Consider the following 19,100-nt stretch of genomic DNA (forward strand, 5'->3'; position numbering starts at 1 on the left):
GACGGACATCAGACTGACATCCGTTACATCCGTTACATAATCCGTTGCCGAACTTCCTTCTTCCGACGGACATCAGACTGACATCCGTTACATCCGTTACATAATCCGTTGCCGAACTTCCTTCTTCTTACAGTGGCAAAAGCTTACCAATCGTGCGATTATCCGGGCGGAAAGTTGCCTGAGCGACACGCTGAATGTCAGCGGGAGCAACAGCCGCGATCGCATCCAATTCCTTGAACAAATTTCGCCACGAACCAGTTTTCACTTGATAGTCCAGCAGCGAAAATGCCATGCCCATATTAGAATTGAGCGATCGCAACAAATCAGCTCTCGCCTGAGTTTTCACCCGATCCAATTCCAAAGCAGAAACCGGCTCAGTTTTCAGGCGCTCGATTTCCTTGTTCAAAGCTGCCGCCACCTCATCAACCGTGCGGCCCGGAGCAGTTTGAGCGTAAAATAACATCAAATTCGGATACTTATCCCCCGGATAACCGCTGAAACCTTGAGCAGCCAGCGCCAATTGCTGCTGTTCTACCAAAGATTTGTAAAGCCGAGAAGTGCGGCCATCGCTGAGCAAAGAACCAATCATTTCATAAATCGCATTGTCGGGATGATTCATCGCCGGCCGATGGTATCCTTCCAAATACCAAGGTTGAGTGTTTAATTTCAGCGTCACTTCCTTAGTTTGCGTTTGGGGAGGTTCGACAATCTGCAATTCTGGAGGGGCTGGTGAAGCCTTGTAACGGCCGAAATAAATTTGAGCCAGTCGCTTTACCTCCGAAGCTTTCACGTCTCCTACCACCGCAACAGTCAGCTTGCTGGGGACGTAGTGAGTCTCGAAAAACTTCTGCACGTCGCTGCGGCTGAGGTTTTTAATGTCTTCAGTGTAGCCAATTACGGGGCGGCGGTAGGGATGAACAGAGAAAGCTTTGTCGGCAAAAACTTCAACCATTTGTCCGATCGGAGAATTCTCGGTTCGCAGCCTGCGCTCTTCTAAAATTACCTGTTTTTCTTTGTAAAATTCCCGAAATACCGGTTCTAGAAATCGCTCGGATTCCAGCGACATCCACAGTTCTAACTTATTAGCTGGCAGGCTGTAAAAATACATTGTGGCATCGGTAGAAGTAGCCGCATTTAGTCCGACTCCGCCGGCTTGTTCGACTATTTTGCCGAGTTCGTTGCGCTTGACAAATTGCGAAGCTTCGGCTTCAACTTTGTCAAATTCTGCTTTTAACTTGGCGGCTTCTTCAGTTTTGCCGCTAGCCTTCGCTGCTTGCATTTGCTCGAAGAGTTGGTCTTGTTTTTCTAGCAGCGGCTTTTCGGCTTTGTAGTCGGTAGTGCCGATTTTTGGCGTGCCTTTAAAGGCTAAATGTTCGAGATAGTGAGCGACACCTGTTTGGCCGTCGGGTTCGTTTGCGCCGCCGACATCGGCGTGAATCAGAAACGATGCTACGGGCGCTCTGGGCCTTTCGAGCACGATGAATGTCATGCCGTTGTCGAGCTTAAATTCGGTGACTTGGCTGATTACTCGATCGAGCGACGGTTGAACAGAGACTGCTTGGGAGCCGCTAGCGGGGTTGAAGCGGGCGAGGGCGATTTCGGGGGAAATTCCCCACCACAGCAGTACAGCGGCCAGCAGGGAGGCGATGAATCGAGTTTGGCTCACGGGCGATTCCCTAGGGGATAGCTTCGCTTCACGGGGTTTTTGGAACTGCGGGGTCATTCGATTTTAGATTTTAGATTTTGGACTGTCAAACAAAAAAATGGGGAGCATCTCATATTTGTAAAAACACTTCTTCTGGCTCCTTCCTTCTTCCTCTTTCCTCCTGGCTCCTAGCTCCTGGCTCCTAACTCCAATTTCTAGCTTGACTGCTTTCATTGAGATGCTCCCAAAAAATGTTTGTGCTCGGCGGCCAGAGATTCTTTTCTCAGGATAAAGATTTTTAGAGGCATAAGCGATCTGTTGCGCCCCAGATGTTACGCTGATACAGCAAATCTCAAAAAGGGTCTGGAGCCCGGCGAGGAGTTTTAAGTTTGGGATCAAAGCCGCGCACAACTTAAAACTTAACATTATTTAGCCCTTCAGTCCCGAACCCGTAGTTCCAAGTCGCAAATTACCGATTCCAAAGCCATGCGAATTTTTAATCAGTCTCCTCCTTCTGAAACAGAAACCAAGAAGCGGATTTTACAAGCCGCTCAGCGGTTGTTTGCCCGCAGCGGATACGACGGCACGACAACTCGCGATTTAGCAGCGGCGGCGGGGGTGGCCGAGGGTACCCTATTTCGGCATTTTGATAATAAAAAAGCGATTTTGATTCAGGTGGCGACGGAAGGATGGGTGGAGTTGCTGACGGATTTGCTGACAGAATTAAGCGAGATGGGCAGTTACAAAGCAGTGGCTCAGGTGATGCGGCGGCGGATGCTGAATATCCGCGAGAATAGCGACATGATGCGGGTGTGTTTTTTGGAGGCGCAATTTCACCCGGATTTGCGCGACAGAATTCAGTTGGAAGTCATCGGAAAAATGAGCGATGTGGCTGAGGCTTTTTTTGAAACGGCGATGGAAAAAGGAGTTTATCGGAAGATGAATCCGAAGATTGTCGCTCAGGTATTTTTGGGAATGTTTGCAGTCGCAGGCTTCAGTCAAAATACGATTATGGAGCCGAATGCTTCTGTGCAGCAAATGCAGGAAATGGCTGAAGGACTCGCGGATATTTTTCTGAATGGGGTTTTAGTCAAAGATGAATAATTAGTCATTAGTCATTAGTTATTGGTCATTAGTCATTTGTGGGTGGTTATTTGTTCGTTATTGGTTAGTGGTTATAATAACCAATAACCAATAACTAATCACAATCACCAATCACCAATTACTCTATAAACTGGTACATTTTTTGCACCCACTTCTCCCGATTTTGCGGCCATTCATCCGTCATTACTTCCCAAGTTGTATTGCTTTCAAGTTCCAGCAATAGACTTGATACTTCTTCAAGGGTCGATGCTATGTGACATTCTTCCACCCAACCTTGCCGGATCATTTTCCAGTAACTTTGTACCGCTTGCTGCTGAAAATTTGCTTCTAATTCAACTAGCAATTTTGCTAGCTGTTTTTCGTCAATTGCTGCTGACACCTCCCTCATCCAACTGTCGCGAGGTTCTTTCCATTCTTCCGTCACTGCGTCCCCGTTTAGGTGGGCTTCAAACTCTAACAGTAATTGGTTTAGTTCTACCATATTAAATTTTGTCTGGTTTGCAGTTGGTGCTATAATCATACAATTTTTATTGATTAAGACTGTTGGTTCTTTATAATGAGCGATGTGGCTGAGGCTTTTTTTGAAACGGCGATGGAAAAAGGAGTTTATCGAAAGATGAATCCTAAGATTGTCGCTGAGGTATTTTTGGGAATGTTTGCAGTCGCGGATTTCAGTCAAAATACGATTAGGGAGCCGAATGCCTCTGTGCAGCAACTGCAGGAAATGGCTGAAGGACTCGCAGATATTTTTCTGAATGGGGTTTGGCAAAAAGATGAATAATTAGGGCAACAGGGAAAAGTTATTATGGGCAAAATTTTGGACTATTATATTCGGCCGCTAACGCAGAAAGACGAGCCTTTTTTGTGGCAAATGCTGTATGAAGCGGCGCACATGGCAGCAGAAGGTGAATCAACGGTGCAAGCTGTTGTGAATCATCCTTTAATTGCGAAATATGTCCTGAATTGGGGACGTGCAAACGATCTGGGCTTCGCAGCAATCGAATTGAACGGCAGCCAGCCACTAGGAGCCGCCTGGCTGCGTTTGTTTACAGAGGATGACAAGGGGTTTGGCTGGGTTGCCGATACTACCCCGGAATTGGCGATCGCCGTTCTTCCAGAATATAGGAATCAGGGTGTAGGAACGCAGTTGCTGGCTCGTTTGTTGTCATCCGCAAAAGTCTCTTATCGATCAGTATCCCTGAGTGTCAGAAGCTCAAATCGGGCCCTGAGCTTGTACGAGCGATCGGGCTTTAAAGTAATTGAGGGAAGCGAGACAATCAACCGTACTGGAGGGACATCATTCACCATGAAAGTTGATTTTGATTGAGTAAATTATTACTCTTGGTACTCGTGCATTTGCTGTACCCACTTCTCGCGATTCTGCTGCCATTCATCAGCCATAGCTTCCGAATTTGTATTGGTTTCTAGTTCCCGCAATAAACTTGATACTTCTTGAACAATTGATGCTCCCAGACATTCTTCTATCCAACTTTCCCGGCGCCCTTTCCACTGAATATCCACTGATTCCCCCTGCAAGTTTGATTCCAATTCAACGAGCAATTCGGCTAAATATCTCAGGTTAACTGATGCTGCCACATCGCTAACCCAACTTTCCCGGCGCTCTTTCCATTCTTTTTTCACTCCTTCGGATTTGAGGTTTCTTTCAAACTCTAACAGTAACTGATTTAGTTCTACCATCTTAAATGTTTAATGTTTTGTAGTTTATGCTACAATTATACCAAAATTTTCAATAAACAAAGTGTTAATTTTTTTAAAGATTGCGGTCGCAGTGAAAGTACAGAATAGATAACTGAATAATGAGCGATGAATTTACGTTAGATATGCTAGATATTCCTGGCGGTTGGAGGCGCGGCGAAGGGGACTGGACTGGAGTAGCGGCGGCTCTTGCTAGAGGGGAAACTGTAGAAGTTATTCAAGAAGTTGGTTCTACTTTGTGGCGAAACAGTCTGCCAGAAAAACATTCATTGTCTTGGGAGGGGGAAAATCTATCAACTATCAAAGCCCGAATTTGGATTAGTTTCACGCAGAGAAGATTTTCGCCGGAATCTGCTTTGCCAAAGGTTCAGTGGCATCCGAGAGTGTTGTGGATAGGGATAGGTTGCGAACGCTACACAGCGCGAGAATTAATCGAAACTGCGATTCAAAATGTATGTCGCGCTAATCATTTAGCGGAAAGTGCGATCGCAGGTATTGCTACAATAGACACTAAAGCAGGTGAAGTCGGCTTGCTGGAACTTTGTCAAGAGCGAAACTGGCCGTTAAAAACCTTTGCTGCTGACATTTTAAGTTCCGTAGAAGTCCCCAATCCTTCAAATATTGCAGCAAAACAAGTCGGGACGCCCAGCGTAGCAGAAGCGGCCGCACTTTGTGCGATTGAACTGATATCTTGTACCATTCTCGAGAACAGGCAAGATGCCTGTTCCACAAAGAGTGAATCTGCTTGTGGGGTGGGCATCCTACCCGCCTGTGAAAGGCTTTTAGTTCCTAAAAAAATATTTCGCAGTCAAAATCCCCCCCCTTTACAAGGGGGGGTTAGGGGGGGTTCTTCTGTAACAGTAGCCGTTGCAGTTTCCCCGATCGACTATCTGGGATAATATCTTACTAATCGAAAGTGCGATCGAAATTAACAAATCGACCAATCAACCCAGAAACGAATGACAACACAATGGAACCAAACAAAGCCGGCCAAAAACCGTTAACTGCAAAGCCGATACTGAACACACCCGCCAACCACGAAGCCAGGGAAAGCGAAATTGCATTCACAACGAATAAAAACAAACCTAAAGTAAGAATGCTCAAAGGCAGCGTCAGCAATGTAATAATCGGTCTGACAACCGCGTTCACCAATCCGATAACAACAGCAGCCAGCATCGCCGCCGGAAAGCTAACCACCGTAATACCTGGTACAATGTAAGCTGTAATGACCAGGGAAACCGCTGCTACTATCCAAGTTAAGAAAAAACTTAGCATATCGTTTTTTTCATCTCCATCACTATTAATTAAGATTTTAACTGTTTAGTCGATCGACCAAAGTTCGGGATACACTACCAAATATCCACCTTGCGAGAATCTCAGACTTATGAAACTCCGGCAACTAGCAGCATTCCTCTTGGCGCTAACTATCTTCATCCTCCCGCGGCCAGCCCTGGCTCAATCTAAATATTACGCTCCGCCGTTGTCCTTTAGCAACGCCGAACTGACAAGACGCGATTTTTCTGGTCAAATGCTGCGGGCTGCTGAGTTTTCTAACGCTAATATGGACTTGACTAATTTTTCTAATGCCGATTTGCGGGGAGCAATTATGAGCGCTTCGGTGATGACTCAGGCGAATTTGCACGGAGCAAACTTAACTAATGCAATGATAGATCAAGTTAAATTTACTAAGGCAGATTTAAGCGATGCAATTTTAGCAGAAACGATTTTGCTGCGTTCTACTTTTGAGGGAGCTGATATCACGGGCGCTGACTTTAGCGACGCAATTATGGATGGCGCACAAGTTAAAGAATTGTGCACAAAAGCCAGCGGTATTAATTCCCAAACAGGGATTTCTACTCGCGATTCCTTGGGCTGCCGCTGATATCATCTCCGGTCAATTACTGATGATTGTTTGTTGGGTGGGGGCGGGTTTTTGAGATTGTTTGTTTGGGGCGATTATGGTTGGTGGAACCCGCCCCTACGAAACCATATTTTGTAGGGCGGGTTCCACCAAAAAGATATAACGATTACCAACAATTTAGATAAACCCGCCCCCACACCACGAATAATTCACTTGGCTTTTTTCTGAGAAGCCGCATAATGCTCACTCATTAACTGATTAACTTCAGGATTGTAAATCCGCAGATAATTCCAGTAATTCTCAAACACCGATTTCACGTATTCTTTAGTTTCAGGAAACGGAATCTTTTCCGCAAAAGCATCCGGGTCACTAAAATTAAACCTCTTCAACCAATCTGCTACTGCATTCGGTCCGGCATTGTAACTCGCCACAGCTAACATGGAGTTATTCTTGTACTCGTCGTGAGTGTGACCTAAGTACCACGTACCGAGTTTAACGTTGTCGTCCACATTCTCCAATGAATACTTTTTGAAGTTAATTTTCTCAGCAACCCAAGCTGCTGTCTCCGGCATTACTTGCATTAAACCAGTAGCGCCAACTGATGATTTTATGGCGGGCATAAACCGCGATTCTTGCCGGATCAATGCTGTTACTAATACTGGATTTATTTGGCGTTCTTGCGACCATTTGACAATGGTTTCTAAGTAAGGGAAAGGATAAAGTGCTTGCCAATAAGCCGGCTCCTGTCTGAAAGCGAGGTATTGAGTTCTATCATCTGGTTTGTCGCGCTGCCGCAAACTCCCAACCATCCACAAACCGTCTAAATTGTCTCCGACTGCAACTCGCATTAAACCGTCGGTAAACTGTTCGGCAATACTTGGTTCTACGCGGTCGATAAATTCTATTTGCCACAGCGTCCAAGCATCTCTGTCTTGACCTAATTGATAGAGTTCTTTCAATGCAGGAGAACCAGCGGTTGGTTCGGGGCGTTGAGGGGGCCGCACTACGTTGGGAGACAAATCTCGGACTGTGGTAAAGTCGCCGACGGGCCAGCCGAGAAGTACAGCCGATCGCCACGCAAAATATGATTCTGGATAGCGTAAGATAGTGTAGTCAAATGCAGTCTTGGCGTCTTGGTCGCGGCCGAGTTGCTTTGCCCATTTCCCGACCCAAAATGCTGCTTGTGGAGCTTGTTCGCTGTCGGGATTGTGGGTGGTTAATTCTCTCGCCCACTCCCAAGCTGATTTTAAATCTCCGCCTTTGGCATACTGCTGGGCGATCGTCCACCGCAATTCGCCTGCTTTATCAGAATTATTGTATTTTGTCAAGAGCAACTTCCGGGTTTCTGAAGCGGATTGACCACTGCGTGCTTTGTCGAGAAGTTGGGATTTATCTAACAAAGCTTCGGGGGCATAATTGGGGAATTTGCTAATAACTCGATCGAGATAAACCATCGCATCCTTTGGCTCGCTCAGCCGCGACAGCCGAATTAAACCCAAACCAGTATCTTCGGAATCGGGAAACTCCCGCACTAATTCTTGATAGGCAATTCTCGATTCCGGGATTTTCCCGTCGAGCCACAAACCGCGAGCTTTGCGGTAAAGATTTTTGGCGGTGCGGGGAGCTTTCCCGTAAGCAATAGCTCCTTTGCCGTAATTTTGTTTTTCCCAATAGCCGAAGGCAATTTCTTCCCAATCTTCCGGTTTCAAAGCGGCGCTGTTTTGCTGCACCAGTTGTTCCAAAATTGTACCGTAATCTTTGACATAATGACCGTATTTTGCTACCAGCAGCATTAACTCCGGCTGATTGGGATTTTCTTTTAACTTGCGGAGGGCAATTTCTACGCTGCGGGGATGAGCGGGAAATTCAGTAACTGCCTGTTGCCAATATTCCGGTTTTGACTTGCCTAAAACATATAAAGCTTCCGCTGCTACCGGCTCGCTCGGATAGTTTTTTAGCAGTTCCTCCCAAGCTTTTTGGGTTTTGCCTTTGTCGCCGCTCAATTGGTAAGCTTGGGCCCTTTTTAGGGCAATGTGAGAGGCTAAAACCGGATATTCTTGTTCTAATTTGTCCAATAACTTTAATGCTTTGGCGGCATTTCCTTGCTGGATTAAATCGCTGGCCAGCAGGTAGCGGGCACGGCTTTGAGGGGAGATTTGCTGCTGCGGGTTCGTACTTGCAGACTGACTGGCTGCGAGTTCAACTAATTTCGCCGATCGCTCGCTCGGTGACAGCGATACCAGCATCTTGACGGAGGATTCGGCATTCGCTGCATCCATGGGCTGCTGAGCCTTCTGGAACGAGCCTAAACCCATCCATTTCATCGCAGCAACCAAAGAGCCGATCGCCATAACGCAAACTGAAACGCTGATTAAAACAGCAAATCGGGCCCGGCGTCGTTTTAGCATGGGAAAATTTAAGAGAATAACAATAGAGAACCGATCGTTTGAGAGAGAGCCATCACAGGCAGGATGCCTGTTCCACGCCATCACAGGCACGATACCTGTTCAACGAGAAATAAATGTTAAGAGTGGGGCTGGCTCTTTGGGCCGAGCCTAAAACAGATTATTGAGATTGGTGCGAGATCCGATCTCCGGCGGACTTGGCTGATATAGTAGCAGAATTTATTTAGATGCGGAACGGAGAATTTGTGCGAGGGATCTATTTACCCGCACAAAGGAAAAACCACAAACCAGCCACTACAAAGTACAATCTAAAATCTAAAATCTAAAGTGTAAATCAAAACATGGAATTTCTAGTCACCGATACGCCCCCCTCTGCTTGGACGGGAGACGCCCTGGCAATTGGTCTGTTTGAGGACGCCCTCGAACTCACGCAGGAGCTGGCACAATTAGATGAAAAGCTTGCAGGCACTTTGAAAGAGCTGCTACTGGAAGTAGATTTTAAGGGTAAAGCAGGCACGAGCGCCATCACCCGCGTCGGCGGGAATAATCCCATTCGCAAAATTGCGATCGTCGGTTTGGGCAAAACAGAGGAATTAAAATTAGACACCGTGCGACAAGCTGCGGGTGTTTGCGCCAAGTTAGCCAAAAAGGAGAAATGCAAAACCCTCGGAATTAGCTTTCCGATGTGGAAAAACGCGCCGGATTCTACAGCAAGCGCCATCGCCGAAGGTGTAGAACTCTCCTTGAATCAAGACAACCGTTTCAAATCGGAACATGAAGACAAAAGCCCCCAACTCGAACAAATTCATTTGCTCGGTTTGGCCGGTACCGAAAGTGCGATCGCCCGCGCCCGCCAAATCACTGCCGGAGTCATTTTAGCACGGGAATTAGTCGCAGCCCCGGCTAATTTTGTTACCCCGATTACCATGGCAGAAACCGCTCAAAGTCTGGCTGCTGAATGCGGTTTAGAATTAGAAATATTGGAGCAGGAAGAATGCGAAAAACTCGGCATGGGAGCCTTTCTCGGCGTTGCCAAAGCATCCGACTTGCCGCCGAAATTCATCCACCTCACTTACAAACCCGAAGGCACACCGCGCCGCAAAGTAGCAATTGTGGGCAAAGGATTGACCTTTGATTCTGGCGGTTTGAACATCAAAGGAGCCGGCAGCGGCATTGAAATGATGAAAGTAGATATGGGCGGCGCTGCGGCTACTTTCGGAGCGGCAAAGGCGATCGGTCACATCAAACCAGATGTGGAAGTTCACTTTATCAGCGCCGTAACTGAAAACATGATTAGCGGCCGCGCCATGCGCCCTGGAGACATCCTTACAGCTTCCAACGGCAAAACAATTGAAGTCAACAATACTGACGCCGAAGGGCGTTTAACCCTGGCTGACGCTTTGGTATTTGCTGAGAAATTGGGAGTTGATGCAATTGTCGATTTAGCAACTCTAACCGGTGCCTGCGTAATTGCTTTGGGCGAAGATATCGCGGGTTTGTGGAGTTCTCAAGATAGCGTCGCCGCCGACCTAGTCGCCGCCTCAGAATTGGCAGGCGAAAAATTTTGGCGAATGCCGATGGAAGAAAAATATTTTGAGGGCTTGAAAGCATTGCACGCCGATATGAAAAACACTGGCCCACGTCCCGGCGGTTCGATTACGGCGGCGCTATTTTTGAAGCAGTTTGTCAAGGATACTCCTTGGGCACATTTAGATATTGCCGGCACGGTTTGGAGTGACAAAGAAAATGGCTACAATGGCCCTGGGGCTACTGGTTTTGGAGTTCGGACTTTGGTGCATTGGGTGCTCGGCGGTGCTTAATTGTCGATTAGCGCAAAAATTGAGATTTTCTCTGCCTTAAAATCCCGTTAGTCCATCAGTGAGCCAGGGGTTTAAGACCCCAGGCTCACAGCTTAAGTAATCTAAAATAAAACTTAATAGTGATCATTAAAAAATTAAATGTTTCTGAAGCCCTAAGTAGGCGAATTTATGTAGTATTCCCTCACTGCGAGGAACGTAAGCGTTGCGAGCCGCGATGCTCGCAATCGCTCATACTTGCCGAAAGCTTTGCTGCCAGGGCCCAACCTAGACAGTTTTGACATTCCCTGAAAAAATAGCTGTTTCATAAAAAATGAAAAAAGTATATAATTATGTAAATATTTCACTAGCAGAAATCAAATAATTATATTTGATCGGATTTGCATTGGTACAGATAACTTTTTTTCTTGAACTTTATGCAAGAACAATTAACAATTTTTTTTTCAAAACTTGCTGTATCTTCCGCACTCTGCTGCAACGCACTACCGGAGTTGCGACTGTACGCTGTTTTTGACTCGCTGACGGCACTGGCTTATTGCTCGATCGCGCTATGTTTAGTTTATTTTACCCGCCAAGGTTCTCACAGCAAGATTTTCCGGCTGTTGGCCATTGTTTTTTTTGCCTGGAGCGCGGCTAAATTGACGGAAGTTTGGACGCTTTGGCATTCCATATATTGGCTGTCGGTAACTCTCAAAGCTGCAAGTGCTTTGATTTCTTGGCTTTTAGCCGCAGTCGCCCTCGCCCTCATTCCCAAAGCACTTGCCGAGTCTGGTTTAAAGCAAAAAGAAAATTTTCAACAACTTTCGTTAAAACAGGTAGAAGAAAATCAGCACCAGCATGAGATCCAGAAAGGAGAATTGGCAAAACAATCGATCGATATTTACCCTTCAGATACTATTGTCGATCGCGCTTTAGATCTCTGTACGCTTAACGAACAGTTAGAAAGAGAAATTGCCGATCGCCAGCGGGTTGAGGAAAAGTTGCAACTGACTCAATTTGCGATCGACCGATCGGCAGATGCGGTATTCTGGATCGGGTCGGACGGTAAATTTTTGTACGTCAACGACGCTGCTTGCTCTTCATTGGGATATTCTGCAGCAGAATTGCTCTCGATGACCGTACACGACATCAATCCAGATTTTCCCGAAACAGCTTGGAGTTTGCACTGGAAAGTCTTAAAACGCTGCGGTTCGGTTAATATAGAAGTTCACCACGTCACTAAGTACGGTCGAATTTTTCCGGTAGAAATTACGATCGACTATTTGGAATTTAACGGCAAAGAATATCAGTGTGCGTTTGCTCGTGACATTAGCGAGCGTAAGCGGATTGAGGCAGCTTTGCGAGAAAGAGAAGAAGAATTTAGGTCATTAGTTTCTAGCATTCCCGGTGCAGTTTACCGTTGCAGTGCTGCTGGGCGATCGAACGTAACTTTTATCAGCAACGGCATAGAAGCTATTTCCGGCTATCCCGCAGCTAACTTTATGCTTAAACCGGTGCAGGCTTTTCCTAGTATAGTTCATCCCGATGACGCCGAGGCGAGCCAGAAAATTATCGATCAGGCTATTAAGACAAAACAACCTTACATGATCGAATATCGCCTGATTCACTGCGACGGAAATGTGCGGTGGGTTGCAGAGAAAGGTCAAGCCCTTTTCAACGCAGCAGGTGAAGTTTTATCCCTCAACGGCGCCATTTTTGACATAACAGAGCGCAAAGAAGCAGAGGATGCTTTGCGGCTCTCCGAGGCGATCGCCAACAATAGAGCCCAGCAGCTAGAAATCGCTCTTAAAGAACTCCGAGAAACTCAAGCTCACCTAATTCATACCGAAAAAATGTCAAGTCTCGGTCAAATGCTAGCTGGAGTAGCTCACGAAATCAACAACCCTGTCAGTTTTATCTACGGAAATATTTCCTACGCCAGCCAATATGTCAGGGACTTGTTGCAGCTTGTGGAACTTTACCAAAAATACTATCCTCAGCCAACGGTAGAACTTCAAGAATGTATTGAAAATATCGATTTAGAATTTCTGAGAGAAGATTTGCTAAAAATCTTCTCTTCGATGAAAATGGGAGCCGATCGCATTCGCGAAATAGTTCTGAGCTTGCGAAACTTCTCGCGTTTAGACGACTCGGTAAAAAAACCGGAAAACATTCACGAAGGCATAGACAACACGCTCCTTATTTTGCACAACAAACTGAGAGCCAGAGCCGAATATCCCGAAATCCAAGTAATCAAAGATTACGCTAAACTGCCCTTAATTGAATGTTATGCAGGTCAGCTAAATCAGGTATTTATGAATCTGCTTAGCAACAGTATTGACGCCTTGGAAGATGCTTGCAACCAAAAAAGGCGATCGGGTGGCGGCGACTGGAAACCAACTATTAGCATTCGCACAGAAGCCCTGAACGAAAATACTATTTGCATCCGCATTGCCGATAATGCGATCGGCATGACAGAAGAAGTGAGGAGCCGATTGTTTGACCCGTTTTTCACGACAAAACCGATGGGAAAAGGCACCGGTTTGGGGTTAGCCATCAGTTACCGAATTGTCGCGGAAAAACACGCCGGAGTCTTGAGCTGCCGTTCCACCCTAGGAGAAGGTACGGAATTTGCGATCGAGATCCCTTTATAAATTAGTCCGACGGAAGTATCAAGACTTTGGAAGAAGTTATCAGTCACTATAAAGCGGGCGGTAGAAGTATTAAGAAAAAAGAATTTGCTGGAGTAGGAAGTGATATCAAATCCGCGCTTCATCGTCCTGTATTCATCTCTCTGTTCTCTGACTCTGCGTTCTCTGCGTTCTCTGCGGTTTAATCATTCCAATGCAACCGGAATTGATATGAAAACCCACTCAAAATTTGGTTTCATGCTTTAAGTTCACTGTCAAAGAACAGCGCGACTTGCTGAATTCCCTGACAATTTTAATAAAGGTCTGATTTATCAACAACCCCGCTTTGAGATACCTGAATTTACCCTTTTAAAAATTCGCCAATAGGCAACTAAATCACAAACTTAGTCCCCTCTCCGGGGGTATAAAAACACCACCCTAATCATCAACATGGAATTGAAATCGTAAATTCTGTACCTACACCTAAAGTTGAGTTCACTTCTAGCATACCAGAGTGTTTCTCAACCACAATCTGCCATGCGATCGCCAAACCCAATCCCGTGCCTTTACCCACACCTTTAGTTGTAAATAAGTGGTCAAAAATATTACCTTTTATCTCATCTGCTATCCCTGGCCCGTTGTCAGAAATGCGAATCGTCACCGACTCCTTAGACTGTCTTTCTGTCCGAATCGTGATGCAGGCTGGGGCTTTAATCTTCTCTAAACTCGGTTCCCGATTTGATTCTTCCAGTGCATCAATGGCATTTGCCAATATATTCATAAACACCTGATTTAATTGTCCAGGGAAGCACTCAACTGGTGGCAGGTTCCCGTACTCTTTCACTACTTCAATAGCTGGACGCTGTTCGTTGGATTTTAATCGATGTTTGAGAATCAAAATCGTACTGTCAATTCCCTCATGAATATTGAAAGGAACTTTGTAATCTTTGTCGGCTCTGGAGAAAGTGCGAAGACTGGTGCTGATACCTTGGATGCGATCGCACCCGACTTGCATAGAATGCAACATTTTTGGTAAATCTTCTAAGAGATATTCAATGTCCATCTCTTCAGCTTTTTCTTCAATCTCGTCACCGGGACTCGAAAATTTTTCTTGGTAGAGTTGCAGGTATTCTGTAATATCTTTGACGGCGGCGATCGCTTCATAAATATTACCAGAAATAAATCCTACTGGATTATTAATTTCATGGGCAACCCCGGCCACTAAATTCCCCAACGCCGACATTTTTTCGCTCTGCACTAATTGCAGTTGTGATTGTTCCACCTGGTGGGCATAGTCCTGGGCTTGCTGATACAATCGCGCATTTTCTAAGGAAATGGCAGCCTGCGTGCAGAGGAAGTGGAGGACGAGGAGACGATCGCGAGTAAACACTCCTTTCGTCGAGCGATGTTCGAGATAAAGTATGCCAACTAAATTCCCGCGATCGAGAATCGGAGTACATAGCATACTCTGAGACTGATACTGGATCGTACAGTCATTCATTAAACCTGGAATATCGGTTTTGCCTCCTTCAATAACGACAGTTTCTAGGGTATGCTTGACATAATAAATCAGCTTGAGCGGAAGCACCACCGAGCCATCCAGAGGTTGGGTTTGCAGTAGGGTTGTGGGTGGTTGGTTATCTGGATTGATGTGAGTTATTGCCCGGATTTGCCATTCATCTTGATGGGGGAGTAGCAAAGCACAAGTTTCTGCCCCAGAAGTTTTCAAAATAATTTGATTGAGGGTGCCGAGCAATTCATCAATCTGAATTTTACTGGATAAAGCTTGAGCAGCTTGCATAATAGATGCGAAATCAAGGGTATCGGAAATACTCGTGCTGCTGGTGCTGGAAGTATGCGAAGAGTGGCTAATCTTTGCCAGCGTCTCTAGAGGATTAAAGCGAAGTTTGGGCTGATTCAGGATAGGCTGAAGTAATTGAGGATAGCGTTGTTCTAAGTCTTCAATTTTGGCTTTAGCTCCCCAACGGCCATAACAGTAATATGCCTCCTGCATATAGCCGGCGGCAACTTTTTCTTTGCCCCAGTCCAGGTAGAACTTGGCAGCTAATTCGTTGGCTAGCGCTTCTTCTTGCAGATATTGGTTTTCTTTGGCTCCTGCGATCGCGCGATCGTAAAAATCTATCGCCTCAACTTGCTGTCCTAAAACGCGATAGCGCTCTGCCTCGACCAAATAAAACTTATGCAAGTGATTCATAGGGGCATACTCCGCCCATCGCTTGCTCTTACCCTGATTCGCTCCCACTTTCTGGAGGATGCTGGCTTGTTTTTTTGCATCAGCCTCGGCATACACCGCTAAGTAAGTTAGAGACCCGTAGAAATAAATTAGCGAATATTGAAGCCCTGCCGTTAGTACATCCGAATATTGCTCTGCCAGGAGCGCATTTTCCAGCGCTTGTTGATAGTTTTCAAACAAATAACCGAGAATCAACTTATTGAGATAAACGCTGCACATCGCATACTGTACATTATTGGCTTGATGCTCTGGCATCATGAGGTCTTCATTATAAGCCTCCCCAACCAAGTGACAGGGATTATCAGCTTTGCCTCGCAAGTTCAAAACAGCCTGTCGAAAAATTTTCAGGTAACTGAGTGCGGCTTCCTGGCGAATCTGATGAATAGCGCGATCGAATGTTTCTGTCTCCCGCTCCATTTCCACCAAGTCTCTGCCCATAGAGAAAGAAAGTGACGTATAATTGTAAAGCCCATAGGCAGCATATTCTAATTCTCCTGCTTCTAGCGCAATCTGATAGGCTTCTAGCAAGAATGACAAAGAATCTTGGGGATGGCGTTTCCAATGCCGGACATAGCCATAAACAAGGTTGTAAGTTTTAGTTTTTAACTCTTTGTTTTTCAGATTGCCTAGCAGGCCTAAAGCTACCTCACCCGATTGATAGCTGATATCAAGATCGCCTCCCGCTCCTGCCTGTATTAAGCCATACCAAGCATAACTAAAAGCAGATGCCGGAGCATTTCCGTAAGCCAGACATAGCTCTATTGGCTTGCACACGATCGAGGGGAATAATTTAGATCCAGACTGATAAAAAGCCGAGACAACAGTGCCTAAAATTCGTATAGCTGCTAAATAGTACGGGTCGGTCATCTCTGGCAAATCAATCAATTTTTCGATAGTATAGCTGGCGAACTTCTGTTTAATTTCGTTCTGGCTTTGCTGAACCTGTTCTAAGCTGGGATTATCGGGAAATTCCACTCCCAGTTGCTTGAGAATAGTTAGAGCGTGTTGTTGTGCTAAGGGTAAATTATTCTGAGCGATGCAACTTTGAATTCGCACTGTGTAGACTTTTACAGTATCGAGACAGGTACGGGCTTGCTGCAATACGATCTGTGTCCGTTGCTCCATTTGTTGAAAGTCACCGCTCAAAAATGCCACCTCAACTGCTTCCTCAAACAGATTTAAGGTGAGCGGGTACTGGCTATCCCAACAATCCGTTGCTAATAAGTCAATTCCGTTACTGAAGCACTCAACCGCCGTCGCATAAGCTGTTGCGGTTTTTGCTTTTCGTCCAGCTACCAGATTTAACTGAGCAAATTCTTGCCGCTGCGCGCGATCGCTAATCAGTTTAGTCCCGATATTCAAATGGTTAATAATTTCAAAAATTCTTTCTTCCCGCTCGGCTGCGGAGGTATTCCTTAGCAATAGTTGACCTATTTTTAAGTGAGTCGAGCGTTTTTGGTCTTCTGGAATCAGAGAATAGGCAGCCTGTTGTACGCGATCGTGTAAAAACTTGTATTTGACTAATGGTTGATTATTAACTAATAAGCAGTCGGCATCTTCCTCACGACTTGTTACTGATAAACTATTCCCCCCTTCTTGATAAAATTTATAAACCTCGCTAAAGGGTAAAATCAACCCTTCTTGCAATGCCTTCCACAGAGCCGTTGATGTTTCTGATTGAGATTTTTCATCAACAATAGTCAACGTTGCCCGATCGAATTGATTGCCAATGCAGGCCGCTAACTTCAAAACTTTCTGCGTTGAAGCAGGCAACTTTCGCAACTGAAGCGCCATGAACTCCACGACATCATCTGTCAGTGCCAATGTCCTGACTTGGGCAATATCGCACTGCCAATGCCGAGCCTTAAAATTAAATGCAATTAGACCATCTTCATGCAAAGATTTAAGAAATTGCGTGCTAAAAAATGGATTACCTTTGGTTTTCTGATAAACTATTTCGGTCAGGGGGATAGCCAACTCTGTAGAACAAGCTAGGGTGTCGGCAATTAAATAATTTAAATCCCAGCAATCGAGTGGCTCTAAGGTAATTGTGTTTACCGTTGCTCCGGTTTTTTGAATTTCGGATAAGGTCAGCATCAAAGGGTGTAATGGACTGACTTCGTTATCTCGATAAGCTCCGATTAAAAAGAGATAGTGGCGATCGCGATCGCTTGTCAGAAGTTGAATCAATTTCAACGATGCTGAGTCAGCCCATTGCAAATCGTCCAAGAAGATGACAAGGGGGTGTTCTTGAGTTGTAAAGACTTGAATGAAGTTCTCAAATAACCGATTGAAGAGATTTTGGGCTGCACTACCAGTCAGTTCTAGGGCGGGAGGTTGCTTTCCGATAATCCTCTCTAGTTCGGGAATCACCTCAACAATTACTTGACCGCTGTCACCCAATGCTGCCAGCATTTTAATCTTCCACTGCTCAATTTCAGCATCGGACTCGCTCAATAATTGCCCCATCAAGTCTCGAAAAGCTTGGACAAAAGCGCTGAAGGGAAGGTTTCGTTGAAATTGGTCGTACTTGCCTTTGATGAAGTAGCCTCTGGCTCCCACTATGGGCTTGTGAACTTCGTTGACGACAGCGGTTTTGCCAATTCCGGAGAAGCCAGCTACTAGCATCATTTCGGCGCTTCCAGCACTCACACGCTCGAATGCCGATAGTAGGGAAGATACTTCAGTTTCTCGACCATAAAGCTTTTCAGGAATTAGGAAGCGATCGCATACATCCCGCGTTCCTAACTCAAAAGTTTCAATGTTTCCAGTTTCTTGGCACTGCTGCAAACACCGTTCTAAGTCATGTTTCAATCCCAAGGCACTTTGATAGCGCTGTTCGGCATTTTTTGCCATCAGCTTCATCACAATATCCGAAACCACCTGCGGGATTTCTTTGCTGTTTATTGAAGGAGGTTGTTTGGCAATATGGCAGTGAATCAACTCCATCGGGTCGTCACATTCAAATGGCAGTTTTCCGGTCAGCAGTTCGTAAAATGTGGCTCCCAGAGAATAAAAGTCAGTGCGGTAGTCTATACCTCGGTTCATTCGTCCGGTTTGTTCGGGAGAAATATAGGCGAGGGTTCCTTCTAAAACGTTAGGATTTTGAATTTCTTGAGTTTCTCTCGGAAGTAGGGAGGCGATGCTAAAGTCAATTAGTTTTACTTCTTTAGTTTGGGGATGAATCAGGACGTTAGCTGGCTTAATATCTTTGTGAATAACTCGATGCTCATAGAGTGCATTAAGAATGTCAGTTATTTGAATGGCAATTTCCAAGATTTCTACCAGAGTCAGCGATCGCTCTTGGGCGTAGTCGCGCAGAGAAATGCCGCCAAAATCCTCCATCACTAGGGCGTAACTGTTGCGGTAGAATTCTAGAGTGTAGGCTTCAACGACTCCCGGCAGGTGTAGATTCTTGGTGATGGTGTACTGGTTGCGGAATTGCAGCAATTCGCTAAAACTGGGATAGTCTCGATTCAGTAGTTTAATGACAACCGGAATCTGGTCTATTTCTCGGATAGCTCGATAAACTAGGGTTCTCGAACCGCAGTATAGTTCCTCAACCAGATCGTATCCCGAAATTCGGTGCCTTAAATCCACTGCTGTACTCATCTGGATTACTCCATCTCAGACATTGACTATTGTAACTAACTATACACTTTTCTTTGTCAAGTATCCGGAGTATAGAA

12 protein-coding genes and 1 pseudogene are annotated in these 19,100 nt (G+C 45.6%); 7 read left to right on the top strand and 6 right to left on the bottom strand.

Features of this window, described 5'->3' with window-relative positions; genetic code table 11:
- Nucleotides 1–127: 127 nt before the first annotated feature.
- Complete coding sequence (locus ACUVJL_RS28110; protein ID WP_445248856.1) at nt 128–1,723, bottom strand: M16 family metallopeptidase; 1,596 nt, start codon at nt 1,721–1,723, stop codon at nt 128–130.
- A 408-nt stretch (nt 1,724–2,131) separates the two neighbouring features.
- On the opposite strand from ACUVJL_RS28110, the gene ACUVJL_RS28115 reads away from it, so the two are divergent.
- Nucleotides 2,132–2,749 carry a TetR/AcrR family transcriptional regulator gene (locus tag ACUVJL_RS28115; protein WP_445248857.1) on the top strand — a complete coding sequence of 206 codons (618 nt, stop codon included), beginning with the start codon at nt 2,132–2,134 and terminating at the stop codon, nt 2,747–2,749.
- Between the two features lie 118 nt (nt 2,750–2,867).
- Here ACUVJL_RS28115 and ACUVJL_RS28120 read toward each other — a convergent pair whose 3' ends face one another.
- On the bottom strand, nt 2,868–3,230 hold the full coding sequence (locus ACUVJL_RS28120) for a hypothetical protein (protein ID WP_445248858.1): 363 nt from the start codon (nt 3,228–3,230) through the stop codon (nt 2,868–2,870).
- Between the two features lie 75 nt (nt 3,231–3,305).
- On the opposite strand from ACUVJL_RS28120, the pseudogene ACUVJL_RS28125 reads away from it, so the two are divergent.
- Nucleotides 3,306–3,530: pseudogene (locus tag ACUVJL_RS28125) on the top strand (TetR/AcrR family transcriptional regulator); the annotation flags it as partial.
- Nucleotides 3,531–3,554: 24 nt separating this feature from the next.
- Nucleotides 3,555–4,076, top strand: coding sequence for a GNAT family N-acetyltransferase (locus ACUVJL_RS28130; protein ID WP_445248859.1), 522 nt, complete (start codon nt 3,555–3,557; stop codon nt 4,074–4,076).
- A gap of 8 nt (nt 4,077–4,084) precedes the next feature.
- Here ACUVJL_RS28130 and ACUVJL_RS28135 read toward each other — a convergent pair whose 3' ends face one another.
- Entirely contained in the window at nt 4,085–4,447 is a 363-nt protein-coding gene (locus ACUVJL_RS28135) for a hypothetical protein (protein WP_445248860.1), read from the bottom strand.
- A gap of 119 nt (nt 4,448–4,566) precedes the next feature.
- Here ACUVJL_RS28135 and ACUVJL_RS28140 point away from each other — a divergent pair, with 119 nt between their 5' ends.
- Nucleotides 4,567–5,364: a cobalamin biosynthesis protein gene (locus tag ACUVJL_RS28140; protein ID WP_445248861.1), complete on the top strand. Its 798-nt coding sequence runs from the start codon at nt 4,567–4,569 to the stop codon at nt 5,362–5,364.
- Nucleotides 5,365–5,371: 7 nt separating this feature from the next.
- On the opposite strand, the gene ACUVJL_RS28145 is transcribed toward ACUVJL_RS28140, so the two are convergent.
- Nucleotides 5,372–5,740, bottom strand: a complete 369-nt coding sequence (locus ACUVJL_RS28145) for a phage holin family protein (RefSeq protein WP_445248862.1) — start codon at nt 5,738–5,740, stop codon at nt 5,372–5,374.
- A 109-nt stretch (nt 5,741–5,849) separates the two neighbouring features.
- Here ACUVJL_RS28145 and ACUVJL_RS28150 point away from each other — a divergent pair, with 109 nt between their 5' ends.
- Nucleotides 5,850–6,347: a pentapeptide repeat-containing protein gene (locus ACUVJL_RS28150; RefSeq protein WP_333134299.1), complete on the top strand. Its 498-nt coding sequence runs from the start codon at nt 5,850–5,852 to the stop codon at nt 6,345–6,347.
- A 188-nt stretch (nt 6,348–6,535) separates the two neighbouring features.
- On the opposite strand, the gene ACUVJL_RS28155 is transcribed toward ACUVJL_RS28150, so the two are convergent.
- Nucleotides 6,536–8,734 carry a transglycosylase SLT domain-containing protein gene (locus ACUVJL_RS28155; RefSeq protein WP_445248863.1) on the bottom strand — a complete coding sequence of 733 codons (2,199 nt, stop codon included), beginning with the start codon at nt 8,732–8,734 and terminating at the stop codon, nt 6,536–6,538.
- 338 nt (nt 8,735–9,072) lie between these two features.
- Here ACUVJL_RS28155 and ACUVJL_RS28160 point away from each other — a divergent pair, with 338 nt between their 5' ends.
- Both ACUVJL_RS28160 and ACUVJL_RS28165 read left to right on the top strand, forming a co-directional pair.
- The gene (locus tag ACUVJL_RS28160) at nt 9,073–10,551 is read left to right on the top strand and encodes a leucyl aminopeptidase (protein ID WP_445248864.1); all 1,479 of its coding nucleotides are present in this window, start codon (nt 9,073–9,075) and stop codon (nt 10,549–10,551) included.
- A 413-nt stretch (nt 10,552–10,964) separates the two neighbouring features.
- A complete protein-coding gene (locus ACUVJL_RS28165) occupies nt 10,965–13,181 on the top strand; it encodes a PAS domain S-box protein (protein ID WP_445248865.1) in 2,217 nt (738 codons plus the stop codon).
- 421 nt (nt 13,182–13,602) lie between these two features.
- On the opposite strand, the gene ACUVJL_RS28170 is transcribed toward ACUVJL_RS28165, so the two are convergent.
- The gene (locus ACUVJL_RS28170; protein ID WP_445248866.1) at nt 13,603–19,023 is read right to left on the bottom strand and encodes a trifunctional serine/threonine-protein kinase/ATP-binding protein/sensor histidine kinase; all 5,421 of its coding nucleotides are present in this window, start codon (nt 19,021–19,023) and stop codon (nt 13,603–13,605) included.
- Between the last annotated feature and the right edge of the window lie 77 nt (nt 19,024–19,100).

The organism is Microcoleus sp. OTE_8_concoct_300 (genome assembly GCF_031383065.1).
Lineage (GTDB): Bacteria > Cyanobacteriota > Cyanobacteriia > Cyanobacteriales > Microcoleaceae > Microcoleus.